Source organism: Paraburkholderia sp. CNPSo 3076, assembly GCF_026343935.1.
Lineage (GTDB): Bacteria > Pseudomonadota > Gammaproteobacteria > Burkholderiales > Burkholderiaceae > Paraburkholderia > Paraburkholderia nodosa.
Map to the genome: position 1 here is coordinate 11661 of NZ_JAPMAL010000024.1, position 13973 is coordinate 25633.

Annotated in this window: 12 protein-coding genes; all 12 read right to left on the bottom strand. The window is 66.2% G+C overall.

Annotation, left to right across the window (positions count from 1 at the left end):
* Position 1: 1 nt before the first annotated feature.
* The gene (locus M3A49_RS26280) at positions 2-2251 is read right to left on the bottom strand and encodes a xanthine dehydrogenase family protein molybdopterin-binding subunit (protein ID WP_266231648.1); all 2250 of its coding nucleotides are present in this window, start codon (positions 2249-2251) and stop codon (positions 2-4) included.
* On the bottom strand, positions 2232-2675 hold the full coding sequence (locus tag M3A49_RS26285) for a (2Fe-2S)-binding protein (RefSeq protein ID WP_266231649.1): 444 nt from the start codon (positions 2673-2675) through the stop codon (positions 2232-2234). The genes M3A49_RS26280 and M3A49_RS26285 overlap by 20 nt, the downstream gene beginning before the upstream one ends.
* Positions 2676-3049: 374 nt before the next feature.
* A complete protein-coding gene (locus M3A49_RS26290) occupies positions 3050-4477 on the bottom strand; it encodes an MFS transporter (RefSeq protein ID WP_416339012.1) in 1428 nt (475 codons plus the stop codon).
* Positions 4478-4516: 39 nt separating this feature from the next.
* Complete coding sequence (locus M3A49_RS26295) at positions 4517-5758, bottom strand: NAD(P)/FAD-dependent oxidoreductase (RefSeq protein WP_266231650.1); 1242 nt, start codon at positions 5756-5758, stop codon at positions 4517-4519.
* A complete protein-coding gene (locus M3A49_RS26300; RefSeq protein WP_266231651.1) occupies positions 5755-6717 on the bottom strand; it encodes a VOC family protein in 963 nt (320 codons plus the stop codon). The genes M3A49_RS26295 and M3A49_RS26300 overlap by 4 nt, the downstream gene beginning before the upstream one ends.
* A gap of 75 nt (positions 6718-6792) precedes the next feature.
* On the bottom strand, positions 6793-8286 hold the full coding sequence (locus tag M3A49_RS26305; RefSeq protein ID WP_266231652.1) for an aldehyde dehydrogenase: 1494 nt from the start codon (positions 8284-8286) through the stop codon (positions 6793-6795).
* Positions 8287-8312: 26 nt separating this feature from the next.
* On the bottom strand, positions 8313-9140 hold the full coding sequence (locus M3A49_RS26310) for an aspartate dehydrogenase (protein ID WP_266231653.1): 828 nt from the start codon (positions 9138-9140) through the stop codon (positions 8313-8315).
* The gene (locus M3A49_RS26315) at positions 9133-10791 is read right to left on the bottom strand and encodes a thiamine pyrophosphate-binding protein (RefSeq protein ID WP_266231654.1); all 1659 of its coding nucleotides are present in this window, start codon (positions 10789-10791) and stop codon (positions 9133-9135) included. The genes M3A49_RS26310 and M3A49_RS26315 overlap by 8 nt, the downstream gene beginning before the upstream one ends.
* On the bottom strand, positions 10784-11599 hold the full coding sequence (locus M3A49_RS26320; protein ID WP_266231655.1) for an SDR family oxidoreductase: 816 nt from the start codon (positions 11597-11599) through the stop codon (positions 10784-10786). The genes M3A49_RS26315 and M3A49_RS26320 overlap by 8 nt, the downstream gene beginning before the upstream one ends.
* The gene (locus M3A49_RS26325) at positions 11596-12462 is read right to left on the bottom strand and encodes an IclR family transcriptional regulator (protein WP_266231656.1); all 867 of its coding nucleotides are present in this window, start codon (positions 12460-12462) and stop codon (positions 11596-11598) included. Before M3A49_RS26325 ends, M3A49_RS26320 begins: the two co-directional genes overlap by 4 nt.
* Positions 12459-13370 (bottom strand): alpha/beta fold hydrolase, encoded by a 912-nt coding sequence (locus M3A49_RS26330; RefSeq protein ID WP_266231657.1) that lies wholly within the window; start codon positions 13368-13370, stop codon positions 12459-12461. The genes M3A49_RS26325 and M3A49_RS26330 overlap by 4 nt, the downstream gene beginning before the upstream one ends.
* A 29-nt stretch (positions 13371-13399) precedes the next feature.
* Entirely contained in the window at positions 13400-13936 is a 537-nt protein-coding gene (locus M3A49_RS26335) for a cupin domain-containing protein (protein WP_028207180.1), read from the bottom strand.
* Positions 13937-13973: the final 37 nt, after the last annotated feature.

Below are 13973 nucleotides of genomic sequence, written 5' to 3' on the forward strand. Positions count from 1 at the left end.
TTCAGGCTAGCGGCTGCTCGAGCGGCATGGTGCGCAGGCGTGCGCCCGTCGCTTCGAAAAGCGCGGCGGCCACGGCGGGCGCGACTGGCGGTAGCGCCACCTCGCCGCAGCCTTGCGGCGCACGGTCGCTCTCCACGATCTCGACCTCGATCTTCGGCATCTGCGAGAGATACAGGAGCGGGTAGTCGGCGAAGTTCTCCTGCACCACCGCGCCGTCCTTGAACGTGATTTCGCTCTTGAACGTGTTGGTGAGCGCGAAGCCGATGCCGCCCTCGACCATCTCGCGGATCAGCGTGGGATTGATGGCCTGCCCGCAATCGACGCCGCACACCACGCGTTCGAGTTTCGCGTGGCCTTCCACCATGCGCAGTTCGACGATGGTGGCGACGTAGGTCGTGAATGCGCCGCCACGGCCCGTATAGAGGCAGTACGCGAGGCCGCGGCACACGCCCGCTGCCGGCCTGCGCGTCCAGTTCGCCCGCGCCGCTGTGCGATCGAGCACGCGCAGCGCGAGCGGATCGTCACGCAGCAGCGTGCGGCGGTAGTCGAGCGGGTCGATGCGCGCCGCGTGCGCCAGTTCGTTGATGAAGCTCTCGAGAAAAAAGACGCTGGACGTGCTGCCCACGCTGCGCATGAAGCTCACGGGAATGGGCTGATCGACGCTCACCGAATCGACGAGCAGATCCGGCACCGAGTAGCCGAGATCGTAAAGGCCGTCGAGCATGGTTTCGTCCCAGCCGCCCGCCTTTTCGAAGTAGTCGCGCTTGATCGACCAGTAGAGCGATTGGCCCACCACACGCAGATGCATGGCGCTCGGGTAGCCATCGGGACCGAGCACCGCGCGCATGCGCGCCGAAACGCCGGGTCGGTAGAAACCGTGGCGAATATCATCCTCGCGCGAACGGATCACCTTGACCGGCCGCCCCACCGCCTTCGAGGCGACAGCCGCATGGATCACGAAGTCGGGCACGTACTTGCGCCCGAAGCTGCCGCCAAGGAACGTTGTGTTCACAATCACCTTGTCGGACGGCACCTTGAAGATGGCGGAGAGCGTCCAGCGCACCTTGTCCTGCCCCTGGATCGGACCCCACACTTCGATGTCGTTTTCGCGCACATGCACCGTGGCGTTCACGGGCTCCATCGTGGCGTGAACGATATAGGGCGTGTGGTAATCGGCTTCGATCAGCCGCCCTGCTGCCTGCGCTCCGTGTGCGCTGTGTGCGCTGTTTAAGTTACGCGCGGCTTCGAACCGCGCGCTCGCGTCGCCGATGCGCGTGGCCACCACTGCTTGTTCCGACATCAGCGCGGCCTTACGCTCTGCGAGTATCGTCGCGCTGTCCGCGGGCGGGGCGCCATCTTCCCACTGTACGTCGAGCGCGTCGCACGCCTTCTTGGCCTGCCAGTAGGTATTGGCCACGACGATCACGGCGTCCTTCGCCTGCACCACCTCGACCACACCAGCGAGCGCGCGCACCGTATCGCGGTTGCGCACGGCGCCTGGCTTGCCGTTGAGCGTGGGCGCCATTTTCACCGCACCAATCAGCATGCCGGGCACCTGCACGTCAATGCCGAATATCGCGCTGCCGTTCACCTTGGCCGGTGCGTCGAGCTTGTGCAACGGCTGGCCGATGAGCGTGCGCGCCGACCCGGCCTTCAGGCGCGGCTGCGGATTCAGCGGCAGTTTCGCGGCGTCCGCAAGCAGTTCGCCGTAGCCGACCGAACGCCCCGTTTGCAGATGGATCACGCGACCCGTCTTCGTCGCGCACTGCGTGGGCCGTACGCCAAGACGCCGCGCACCCGCCGCGAGAAACACCTCGCGCGCCTGCGCGCCTGCAATGCGCAAACGCTGCGTGAACATCGTGACCGACATCGAGGCGCCCACGAACTGCTGAGGATGCTCGTTCGCCGCCGCGATGCGATACGCGTCGCGCCCCGTCACGAACTGCACGCTCACGCGCCGCCAGTCGGCGTCCATTTCGTCGGCCAGCACCTGCGGCAAGCCGGTGTAGACGCCCTGCCCCACTTCGGCCTGCGAGAGCCCGATGATCGTCTGGCCGTCCGGATCGACGCGCACCCAGTCGTTGATCTCGCGAAAGCGCGTCCCGTCCTCCGTTGCCGTCGCCTGCTCGCTGAACGCGAGCGGCAACACGAGGCTACCCGCAAACGCGAGACCGGCCTTGAGGAAATCGCGGCGGCTTTCGCGCGGCGGTTCGCCCGCGCCTTGCGCACGCTCAGGAATTCGCTGCGACATGAATAGCCTCGCGAATTCGGTGATAGGTCGCGCAGCGGCACAGGTTCGTCACGCCCTGGTCGATCTGCGCCTCGGTGGGGTGCGGATGCTGCTTGAGCAGCGCGGCAACGGCCATCACCATGCCGGACTGGCAATAGCCGCATTGCGGCACATCCTTCGCGATCCAGGCCCGTTGCACCGGATGCGAGGTGTCGGGCGCAAGGCCCTCGATGGTCGTGATCCGGCGGCCCGCTATCGCCGAGACAGGCAGCACGCACGAGCGCGTCGCCTCGCCTTCCAGATGCACGGTGCAAGCCCCGCACGCGCCGATGCCGCAGCCGTACTTGGTGCCCGTCAGGCCCGCGGACTCGCGGATCACCCAAAGCAGGGGCGTATCCGGATCGCCTTCGAACTCGAAGAGCCGGTCGTTTAGTGTGAATAGCATGCGCTGTCTCCCAAGATTCGCCGCCTTTTTGCCGTTTGAAAAACGGTTGGCGATGAGTGGAATTCTTGGCGCGCCTAAAATACCCGGCAATGGCGCGACGGCCCAAATAAGTTGCCGTTCGTCTCTTTCATTGATCCGGGATATTCAACTGAGGAAACTCAGGCGTTTGCCGTTTCACCTATGAATTTCAGCTTGTTTCAGCGTTCTGGCCACTTGAGCGCCGCGCTTTCGAATTCACATATGCATTCTCGTTCCATCTATGGAATATTTGCTGGACGCCTGGCGACTGCCGTCAATCCGGGCGCGTAAGAAAAAACGGCACGCCATTGCTGGCGTGCCGTTGCTGGTGAGCGAACCCGAGCGCGGTATGCCGCTCAAGCCTCCAGTTGCTCAAGCACCTTCCCCTTCGTCTCAATGCCGAGCAAGTGCACCGTCACGGCCGCGAGGAACGGCACCGCGGCGAGAATATAGAACGCCACGTCGAGATTGCCGCCGATCATCGTCTTCGAAACGATCGTCGGCGCGAAGATGGCGGCCACCTTCAGCCACGCGCCGCCCACACCACAGCCCAGCGCACGGATGCTCGTGGGATACAACTCAGGCGTGTAGACATAAGCGGTGATGAAGCCGCTGGCGAGCAGGCCCAGCGCCAGCGCGCAGAACGTCGCGACCACGTAGACCGACATCGCATGGCACACGCCGGCCAGCACGAGTGAAATCGCGCACAGCACGAAGGAGACGTTGATCACGGGCTTGCGACCCACCTTGTCGACCAGCAGCGCGCAAGCGAGCGAACCGAGCACGCCGAGCACCGAGGCCGCGACCGCGAGATTGAGCGCGAGCTGCAGCGGCGCGTGATAGACGTTGCGATAGATCGTGGGCAGCCAGGTGGACAGCCCGTACTGGATGAAACCGCAGGTGATCCAGAGCATGGCCACCGCGATCGTGCGCTTGCGATACGCGGGTCCGAACAGGTCCTTTACGCTGCGCTTGGGGTGGCGCGCGACGAGCGCGTCGAATTCGGCGGCGTTCGTGACCGGCGCGAGCGGACCCTTCGCGGTGCGCTCGAACGCGCTCACGGCGCGATCCGCTTCCTGCACGCGTTCGCGTTCCGCGAGCCAGCGCGGCGACTCGGGCACGAGCTTGCGCAGCACGAAGAACAGCACGAGCGGCATTGCGCCGATGAAGTACATGATCTGCCAGCCGAAGCGCGGCACGAGCCACGCGCCCAGCGCATTCGAAGCGAGCAGGCCGACCGGGAAGACGATCTCGTAGAGGAGAACGAAGCGTCCACGGCCATGTGCGCGGCTGACCTCGTTGATATACGTCGCGGCCACGGGCAACTCGCCGCCGAGGCCCAGACCTTGCACCACGCGCAGTGCCGCGAACACGGCGAAGCTCGGCGCGAAACCGCACGCAATGCTCGTCACGCCGATGATGCCCGAACTCCAGGCAATCGCGCGCACGCGGCCGTGGCGTTCCGCAAGCCACGGGAACAGAAACGCGCCGAACAACTGCCCGACCGAGCCCGACGCGATCAGAAAGCCAATTTCCCACGGCGTGAGATGCCACTTCTGGATCAGGATCGGCAATGTCGCGGCGATCGCGATCACGTCGAAGCCGTCGAAGAACGTGGCGAGGCCGATGAGGATACGCGCGCGCACCAGCATGGCGTTGGTCGGCAGCCGTTCGAGCCGCGCGATGATCGACCCGCGCGTGTGGGGCCCACCGGTCGCGTCGCTGAGCGGCTCGTACATGGCGGCGCCGCCGCGATGGCCGATGGAGTTATCGAGGGTTCTCATGCCTGTGATCCCGTCCCGTGTTGTCTCGTATATGAGGGGTTAAGCGAGCGCCTTGCTGCTGTCGACGAGGGCGGCGAGATCCACCGCGCGCCCCTGGCTCATCCATTTACGCGCGAGCTTGAGTTCGCGTGCGGCGTTGATGGCGATGACCCCGCGCAGATGGCCGTCTTCCACGAAGAAGAGCGAAGCGCGCTTCTCTTCGAGGCTGCCGCGCAGCACCGGCGCGACGCCAGCGGGAAGGTCGCCGAGGATCTGCAGGTTCACGTCGTACTGATCGGACCAGAACCACGGAATTTCCGCATACGGCGTCTTCACGCCGAGCACGGCTTTTGCCGCCGCAATGGCCTGATTCTGCGCGTTGGCCCACGATTCGAGCCGCACGCGGCGCTTGAGCCACGCGTTCGGATGGTTCGCCACGTCGCCGCAGGCGAATATGCAGGAATCCGATGTTTCTCCGAATTCGTCCACCACGATGCCGTCGTCCACCGAAAGCCCTGCCGCAACGGCGAGCGCCGTGTGCGGCGCAAGGCCGATGCCGGCAACCGCGAAATCGGCATCGAGCGTGCTGCCGTCGGCGAAGGTTGCGCGCACGCCGCCTTCGGCCCGGTCTTCGAGCGTGAGCAACATCGCATTCAGGCGCACATCCACGCCGTTCGCGCGGTGCAGATCGAGCAGGAAACGCGACACCTCCTCCGTCAACGAGCGGGCGCACAGGCGCGGCGCGCCCTCCACCACGGTTGCCTGCACGCCGAGCTTGCGCGCCGTCGCGGCGACTTCGAGGCCGATCCAGCCGCCGCCGACCACCAGCACACGCTGGCTGTTGCGCAAACGCTCGCCGAGCGCCAGCGCTTCGTCCAGCGTGCGCAGGTAAGTCACGTGTGCGCTGTTCGCCACGCTCGCGGGCAGCTTGCGCGCCGCGCCGCCCGTGGCGATCACGAGCCGGTCGTACTTCACTTCGCGCCCCGATCGTGTGGTCACCACGCGCGTTGCGCGGTCGATGGACGTCGCGCAGTCGGGTTGCCACGTTTCGACGTTGAGCGCGGCGAATTCATCGGGCTTCGCGATGCGCACCGTTTCGATATCGGCTTCGCCCGCGAGCACGGCTTTGGAAAGCGGCGGACGCTCGTACGGCAGATGCACTTCGTCGGCGATCATTACGAGGCGGCCTTGGTAGCCCTCCTTGCGCAGCGTCTTCACGACCCAGCCCGCGGCCTGGCCGCCGCCGATCACGACGACGGTACGCGGTGCCTCCGTTGAGGCGTTTTCAGGTGACGCGCTCATGGCTTGCGCTCCGTCATGAACTTGCCTTGCGGCGCTTCGGCGTGCTTCTGGCGGCGCGTATTGCCGTCGAGGCCGCCGTCCACGGCCCACTCCGCGAACACGGTGGGGCCCGGCTCGAAATCGCGCGGCTGCCATGCGGGCGTGAGCACGTCTTCGTCGGCGTAATACTCGATCAGGCCGCCCGCCGGGTTTTTGAAGTACCAGAAGTAGGCGGACGAAACCGGATGCCGGCCCGGACCGAGCTGCGTGGTCCAGCCGCAGCGGCTGATATGCAGGCCGCCGCCGAACACCTCATGGATATCGCGCACCGTGAACGCCACGTGGTTCAAACCCTTCTTGCCGTCAGGCAGCGCGAGCAGGAACAGGTCGTGGTGGCCGCCGTGCGGCGCGCAGCGCATGAAGGCGCCGCGGTTCGGATAGCGGTCCGAGGTCTCGAAGCCGAGCCGTTCGTGATAGAACTTTTCCTGTTGCGCGAGGCAGTTCGTGAAGAACACCACGTGGCCCACTTCCACCGGCTCCGCGCGCTCATAAACCGGCGAGCGCTGGTCCACACGCAGCGTCTGCCCCCAGACGTTCGAAGGCGAGCCCTTCACGTCGATCTCGCGCCGGCGCGTGACTTCCACGCGGATCGCCATCCCGGCCGGGTCGAAGCAGCCCACCGCTTCGGCTTCGCTGTAGTAACCGGGCTGGTCCTTCAGGCGTTCGCGCAGCGCGTCGAGTTCCGTGCGGCTGGCCACGCCCCACGTTACTTCGCGCAGCGTCGGGCCCGCTTCGAACGCTGCGGGCAGCGTCGCATCGTTCGCGTCGACCACGAGCACAGTGCAGCCGTTGAGCGTTTCGAAGCGCGCGCGCGTTTCGTCATGCGCGGTTTCCTTCAAGCCCCAATCCGCGAAAAAGCGGCGGCAGGTTTCGAGGTCCGCCACGCCGTATGTAATCTGTTCGATGCCGAGTATCGTCATGTTGCCTGTCTCCTGTCGACCGCAACTGGCGCTTTCACGCTCAGTGCGGTCCCATGCGTAGCGGGTCACGCGCCCTCAGGCGTTGGCCCAGGGCAGTGGCGCGTCGTTCAAGCCCCAGTAGAGGCTCTTTTGCTGCATGTATTCACGAATACCGAGCCGCCCTTTCTCGCGGCCCATGCCGCTCTCCTTCCAGCCCGAGAACGGCGTAGAGATCGAGAACAGCTTGTAGGTGTTGATCCACACCGTGCCGGCTTCGAGCTTGCGCGCGACGCGCCACGCGCGCTTGTAGTCGCGCGTCCAGATGCCGGCGGCGAGGCCGAACACGCTGTCGTTCGCTTGTTCGATCAACGCCGCCTCGTCGTCAAAAGGCATCGCCACGAGCACCGGCCCGAAAATCTCTTCCTGGCAGATGCGCGCGTTGTTCCGGAGTCCTTCCAGAATGGTCGGCTGATAGAAAAAGCCGTGCTCGCGCCCGTCGCCTACCGGGCGCTCGCCGCCGCACAGCAGCCGGCCGCCTTCCTCCAGACCGAGCGCCACATAGCGTTCCACCGACTCGCGGTGCTTCGCCGTAATGAGCGGGCCCATCTGCGTGTTCTCGCGCGACGGGTCGCCCACCCGCAGCTTGCGCGCGCCTTCCACGAGGCGCTTCACGAACGCGTCGTAAATCGGGCGCTGCACGAAGAGGCGCGAACCGGCGATACACGCCTCACCCGACGAACTGAAGATGCCGTACAGCACGCCATTCACGGCGTGATCGAGATCGGCGTCTTCGAACACGATGGTCGGCGACTTGCCGCCCAGCTCCAGCGACACCGGCGTGAGCTTTTCCGCCGCAATGCGCGCGATGCCGCGCCCCACTTCGGTGCCGCCCGTAAACGACACCTTCTTCACGAGCGGATGGCGCACCAGCACGTCGCCGATCACCGAACCCTTGCCGGGCAGCACGCTCAACATGCCCTGGGGTACGCCCGCTTCCTCGCAGATGCGTGCGAGTGCGAGCGAAACGAGCGGCGTGACTTCGGCAGGCTTGAGCACTACCGCGTTGCCGGCCGCGAGCGCCGGCGCGAGCTTTTGCGCGTCGGAGGCGATCGGCGAATTCCACGGCGTGATCGCCGCCACGACGCCAATCGGCTCGTGCACGCTCATCGTCAGATAGTCGCCGCGCGAGGGCGTGAGGTCGTCGTCGAGCGTTTCGAGGCACGCCGCGAAATAGCGGAACGTGTTCGCCGCGCTCGCCACCAGCACGCGCGTTTCGCCGATCGGCTTGCCGTTGTCGCGGCGCTGCAGCTGCGCGAGCGCTTCGTGGCGCTGCATGATGAGCTCGGCGATGCGATAGAGCACGAGGGCGCGCAGATGCGGCTTCATGCCGGCCCATTCGCCCTGCTTCCATGCCGCGTGCGCGTTCTCGACCGCAACGCTTGCGTCTTCGGCGCTCGCCGTCGAGACCACCATGTTCACCGACTGGTCTGCCGGATAAAGGCTCGAAAAAGGCGCTGCGCGGCCCTGGCGCCACTCGCCGCCGATCAGAATATCGCCGTTCGGGATGAGGCTCGTATCGAATGAAGTCATCGTTGGGGGTCTCACATTTGTTCGCTTCAAATCACGCAGCGCGCGGCCCGGTTGCGCAGTGCGCGAATCGCGCTATACGCGGTGAGCGCGGAGGTCTTCGGGTTGTCGGGCAGCGGCTTGCCGCACATTTCAAGCGACATCTCGCCGAACGCGCCGCGCGCCACGATACGGTGCACGTTGCGCTCCACAGCCGGATCGGCGATCAGGCGCACCGTCGTCTGGTCCAGACCGAGGCCTGCAAGCGCGATGGTCGCCGCCACGTTCGCGTTCTTCGGAAAGAGCCGCGCCGCTTCGCGCGCGCTGCCTTCGAAAATCACCTGCTCCTGCGTAAGCGCACGCAGGTCGCAGACCTTTTCCGCGGGCGTATCGAGCCAGCCGAGCGGCGGCTTGCGACCCGTGTACAGCACTTCGTCGAGGCCGCCCAGCTTCGCCGCGGAAAGCGCGTCGATACCGCCGATCGCGCCCGAAAGCAGCGTGAGCGTAGCGTCGCCTTCGTCGGCGGCGTGCGAGAGGCGTTCGAGCAGTTCGAGATCGGAAAGCGCGCCGATCGAGGCTACCGCGCAATCCGTGCCGCTTTGCAAGAGCGGCACGACATGATCGACGAGCGCCGCATGACCGGCGCATTCGAGCGCGAAGTGCGGCCGCGTGGAAAGCGCGTGCACCGACGACACCACCTCCACCGCGCCGTCCACCAGCTCGCGCACGGCAGCGGCGTGGTGTTCGGGCACGATCACGTGCGAGACGTGCACGAGCGGATCGGCGGCGACCGCGCGATACACGGTCTGCCCGATCGCACCGAAGCCGATCATCGCGATGTCGATGGGTGCGTGCGGCACGGCGTGGCCGTTATGCATGTTGGGGCTCCTCCTTGCGCACCGGCGGGCCCGCGAACGCCGTCTCGAAGCTGCCCACGGCCTTCATGTCCACTTCGAGCAGCACGGGGCCTTCGAACGCGATGCCTTCGCGAATCACAGTGTCGGCGTCGTCGAGCGACGAGAGACGGTAGTGCTTGAGGCCAAGGCTCGCGCAGAACTGCGAGAACTCCGGCTGGTGCAGATCGACATACATGCGGCGGCCGCCGTATTGCGCGTCCTGGATGTTGCGGATCACGCCGTAGCACTGGTCGTTCATCAGCACGATCATCACGTTGGCCTTTTCCTGCACGGCCGTTGCGAGTTCGCCGACGTTCACCATCAGGCCGCCGTCGCCCACGAGGCACACGGTCTTCGCGGCGGCGTTCGCGAGCGCCGCGCCGATCGCCATCTGCATGCCCTGACCGATGCCGCCGCCGAGCGCATGCACGCCCGCGCGCGGCGTGAAGATCTTCAAGAGGCGGTTGCCCCACGTGCTGTTCGAGATCGTGACGTCGCGCACCCAGTTGTAATCGCGGCCCACGGCGCGCTGCAGCGCTTCCACGAGACGGCGGTAAGGACCGAGACCCTTGGCCGTTTCCGCCACGGCGATTTCGCGCGCCTCGGCAATATCAGCAGCGAATTGCGGATCGACCTTGATGCGGCTTTCCAGGCGCGTGGCGAGCGCGTCGAGCACACGCGCGGCGTCGCCATGCACGAACAGCGCGTTACGGTAGCCGCGATTGTCGGCGAGCGCGTCCGCGTCGATGCGATAGAGCGGCTGCGGCAGCGCGAGCTTGTACTTGAGCGTTTCGTTGCCGCGCAGGCGCGAGCCCACCACCAGCATCGCGTCGCAGGTCTTGTACAGGCGCTCGACCGAGGGGCTCACATTGAACGCGCCGAGCGTGGCCGGATGATCTTCGGGCAGCACGCCGCGGCCCTGCACGCTCGTCACCACGCCAAAGCCGAGCGCGACGAGGCGGTCCACCGCGGCGCGCGCATGACGCGTGCCGCCGCCCAGCCACAGCAGCGGGCGCTTCGCCTTCGCGAGTTCGCTCGCGAGTTGCTCCACGCGCGCTTCATCGTGCGTGAGTGTCGTGAGATGCGGCGCGGTGAGATCGGCGGGCCAGTCGGTGAGCGCCGCCTGAATGTCGATGGGAATCTCCACGCTCACCGGGCCGCTCGGCGCCGTCTGCGCCACGCGCACTGCTTCGCGGATCGTGGGCAGCGCGGTCTCGACCGAACGCACGCGAAATGCGGCCTTCGAAATCGACGACAGCATGCTCAGTTGATTGGGCGCCTCGTGAATGTAGGCGAGGTCTTGATCGAGGTATTCGGTTTCGATCTGACCGGTGATATGGAGCAGCGCCGTGCCTGCCGTGAGCGCCTCGACCATTGCGCCCGCCGCGTTGCCCGCCGCCGTGCCCGTGCTGGTGAACGCCACGCCGAGGCCGCCCGAGACGCGCGCAAGGCCGTCCGCCATGTTGACCGCGCCCGCTTCGCCGCGCGCGCCGACGTAGCGGATGTTGCCGCGCGTCCCGATGGCGTCGAGAATCGGCATGTTGTGGATCGAGATCACGCCGAAAGCGGTTCGGACTCCACATTGTTCGAGGAAGGCGGCGATCAGTTCGCCGACGGTGGTTTTGTTAGACATGACGTGCAACGCCTCCAGATACATCGATATGACTGCCCGTCGTATAGGACGACAGGGACGTGGCCAGATAAAACAGCGCCTGGGCGGCTTCTTCGGGGCGGCCGAAGCGGCCAAGCGGAATGTGCTTCTTGCGCGCGAGCGCTTGCGTCCAGTCTTCCCAGCTCTGGCCCGCGGACTGCGCCTCCTGGTCGTTCTCGTAGCGCCGGCGCCACTGCCCCGACTCCACGATGCCGATCAGGATCGAGTTCACGCGGATCTGCTCGGGCGCGAGTTCGACGGCGAGCGACTTGATGAGGCTGAGCACACCGGCGCGCGCGGACGAGGTCGCGACCATATGCGGCTCGGGCTGCAGTGCGAGCAGCGAATTCACGCAGACGATCGCGGCGTTGCCTGCTTTCGCGGCATGGCGCAGCAAGGGCAAAAACGCGCGGGTCGGGCGGATGATGCTGAAATACTTGAGGTCGAGTTCCTCGCGCCACGCTTCGTCCGACGTATCGGCGAAGGTGGAGACGCGGCCTTGTCCCGCGTTGTTCACGAGCATGTCGGCGCGGCCGAAGCGTTGCTCGACTTCTGCCGCGAAGGCGGCGACTTCGCCCGCGTCGAGCACATCACAGCGCGACTCGAGCAGTTGCCCTTGCGGATAACGCTCGCGCAGGACGCGTTCGGCGCGCGCGAGGCGGTCGCTGTCGCGGCCGCAGATCGCAACCGCTGCGCCCGCGCGCAAAAAGAGTTCGGCGGTGGCAAGGCCGATGCCGGACGAACCGCCCGTCACGACCGCGACCTGACCGGTCAAATCGAGTTGAATCATTTGATCCCCAATGCTTTCATGTAGGGCGCACCCTTGCCGGCGGACGCCTGAAGCCTGTTCTGAGGCCGATAGTTCAGGCGCTTCGAGAGTTCGTTGGCCGCGTGGCGCACCTTCTCGATCAACCCGCCGTCGAGCAGTTGCACGTCGATACCGGGGCGCGGAATGGTCGTCGTCACCACGGCGGCGATGCGGCCCGTGTCGTTGCGCACGGGCGCCGACACCACGGAAATGCCGCGCTCGAACGACGATTCGCTCACGGCATAGCCGCGCTCGGCGTCTTCGCGAATGCGCTCGAAGAGCGCCTCGACTGTCTCCGGCGTGGAGGGCGTGAAGCGTTCCAGGCGCGGCTCCGGATAAAGCGCGCGCAGTTCGCCGAGGGTGAGATCGCCCATCAGCACCTGGCCGTGGGTCGTGGCGTGCGCCGGCAGGCGCGTGCCGACGTTCACCTTCACCGAGCTGAAAATGGGCGCGTGGCTCTGTGCCTTGGCGACGAACACGATGTCGCGGCCGTCGCGAATCACGATATGCGAGGTCAGTCCCGTTGCGTCGCGCAGCGCCTCGATCAACGGCAGGCCGAGGTCGGTGAGTTCGAGCGAGCTGAGGTATTCGAAGCCCAGACGCAGCACGGCTACGCCGAGGCGATAGTTGCGGTCGCGGTCGGCGCGCTCGAGAAAGCCCAGCGATTCGAGCGTTTGCAGGAGACGAAACACCGTGGTGCGCGGAATGCCCAGGCGGCGCGAGAGTTCGGGCGCGTCGAGCACCGGCTCGCGCGGCGAGAATTCAGTCAGGATGCGCAGGCCGCGCTCCAGACCCGGTACGCGGTAGCTGGCGTCGTTGCGGTCTTCGTCGACGTCGGGTGTCATGCCTTGAGCTCCGTAGTACTGAATGTACGAGTCAGCGTGGATTCGATCAGCGTGCTATAAGCCTGCGGTTGTTCGATGTAGCCCGCGTGGCCCGCGTGCGGCACGGTATGAAATGGCGCATGGGCGATCTGTGCGAGCCGCTCGCAGGCCTCGGGCGGCGTAATCGTGTCTTGTGCGCCCACCGCGACGGCCATCGGCACCTTGCCCACGCAACGCGCGAGGTCGGCGGCGAGGTCGGCGTTCGCGAGCAGATGCGTGGCCTGGGCGTAACCGTGCGGCACGATGCGCCCCATGTTCCAGCGCACCCAGGCGCGTGCGGCGTCGCTGGCCTGCGGCGAAAGCATGTTCGCGCTGCGCTGTTGCGCGAGACCTTGCGGACCGAGTTCGGCCAGCATGGCGAGGCGCGCGTCGCGCTTTTGCGCGCGCACGGTGGGATCGGCGGCGCCGTAGCCACCGGCCGGCGAGATCAGCAGCAAACCGGCCACGCGTTCGGGATGCGCGGCGGCAAACGCACCGGCCATGATCGCGCCGAGCGAATGGCCCACCAATGCACAACGCGCGATGCGCAGCGCGTCGAGCCAGTCCGCCAGCACACGCGCATAGTCCGCCGCGACCGGCGACGCGCTCGCGACCGGCGTGGAAGCGCCGTAACCGGGCGCGTCCCAGGCGAGCACGCGGCGCGCGCCGCCGAGCGCTTCGAACTGCTGCACCCACGACGCCGCGCCGGAGCCGATGCCATGCAGGAGCACGAGCGGCAGCGCCTCCTTATCGTCCTCACCCGCGCCCTCGCCCACGGCCTCGCGATAACTCACGCTGGCCTCGCCCGCCCGCGCACTATGCAGTGCGAAGCGCGCGAGCCGCGTTTCGAGCGTGGCGGCTGATGATGCGGTGTGGATCGTGTCGTTCATGGCTTCGGATCGGGTTGCGGCTATGTCGCTTACTTCATCTCGCGCTTGATCTTCGCGAGCGGCGAGTCGGGCGGATACGTCGGCGTGATGGGCTTCGACGAGCCGAGCATCACGCACATCAGCGCGTCCTCTTCGCCCACGTTGATTTCCGTGCGGTACACGCCCGGCGGCACCGAAATCAGGTCGCGTTCGCCCAGCACGGCTTCCCACGTCTCGCCGTCCTTCTCGCAGACGACCTTCATCTTGCCGCGCAGCACGAAGAAGATTTCTTCGACATCGATATGGATATGGCTCGGGCCGATGTTGCCGGCCGGAATCACCATGGTCGAGAACGTAAAGCCGCCAGCGGGCACGGTGTTGACGTCCTTCGCGACGCCCGTGCCGCCCGTGCCCACATAGCGCATCTGCGCGCGGCGGTACTTCGGGTCGTAGTCGGCCTGGAACTTCAGCGCGTCCCAGTCGTAGCGGCGCGTTTCGAAACGCGCCACGCGCGTGTTCATCCAGTCTTCAAAGCTCGCGTCGGCGGGGCAGTCCCACGACTTGCGCTCGATATCGGCATCAGCCATGTTTTCTCCTTGGGTTCTTTCGAACGTATCGTCAGTT

Excerpts from the sequence above, each read along its gene's own strand:
- M3A49_RS26280 (WP_266231648.1), bottom strand. The coding sequence starts at position 2,251 with ATGTCGCAGCGAATTCCTGAGCGTGCGCAAGGCGCGGGCGAACCGCCG.
- M3A49_RS26285 (WP_266231649.1), bottom strand. The coding sequence starts at position 2,675 with ATGCTATTCACACTAAACGACCGGCTCTTCGAGTTCGAAGGCGATCCG.
- M3A49_RS26290 (WP_416339012.1), bottom strand. The coding sequence starts at position 4,477 with ATGAGAACCCTCGATAACTCCATCGGCCATCGCGGCGGCGCCGCCATG.
- M3A49_RS26295 (WP_266231650.1), bottom strand. The coding sequence starts at position 5,758 with ATGAGCGCGTCACCTGAAAACGCCTCAACGGAGGCACCGCGTACCGTC.
- M3A49_RS26300 (WP_266231651.1), bottom strand. The coding sequence starts at position 6,717 with ATGACGATACTCGGCATCGAACAGATTACATACGGCGTGGCGGACCTC.
- M3A49_RS26305 (WP_266231652.1), bottom strand. The coding sequence starts at position 8,286 with ATGACTTCATTCGATACGAGCCTCATCCCGAACGGCGATATTCTGATC.
- M3A49_RS26310 (WP_266231653.1), bottom strand. The coding sequence starts at position 9,140 with ATGCATAACGGCCACGCCGTGCCGCACGCACCCATCGACATCGCGATG.
- M3A49_RS26315 (WP_266231654.1), bottom strand. The coding sequence starts at position 10,791 with ATGTCTAACAAAACCACCGTCGGCGAACTGATCGCCGCCTTCCTCGAA.
- M3A49_RS26320 (WP_266231655.1), bottom strand. The coding sequence starts at position 11,599 with ATGATTCAACTCGATTTGACCGGTCAGGTCGCGGTCGTGACGGGCGGT.
- M3A49_RS26325 (WP_266231656.1), bottom strand. The coding sequence starts at position 12,462 with ATGACACCCGACGTCGACGAAGACCGCAACGACGCCAGCTACCGCGTA.
- M3A49_RS26330 (WP_266231657.1), bottom strand. The coding sequence starts at position 13,370 with ATGAACGACACGATCCACACCGCATCATCAGCCGCCACGCTCGAAACG.
- M3A49_RS26335 (WP_028207180.1), bottom strand. The coding sequence starts at position 13,936 with ATGGCTGATGCCGATATCGAGCGCAAGTCGTGGGACTGCCCCGCCGAC.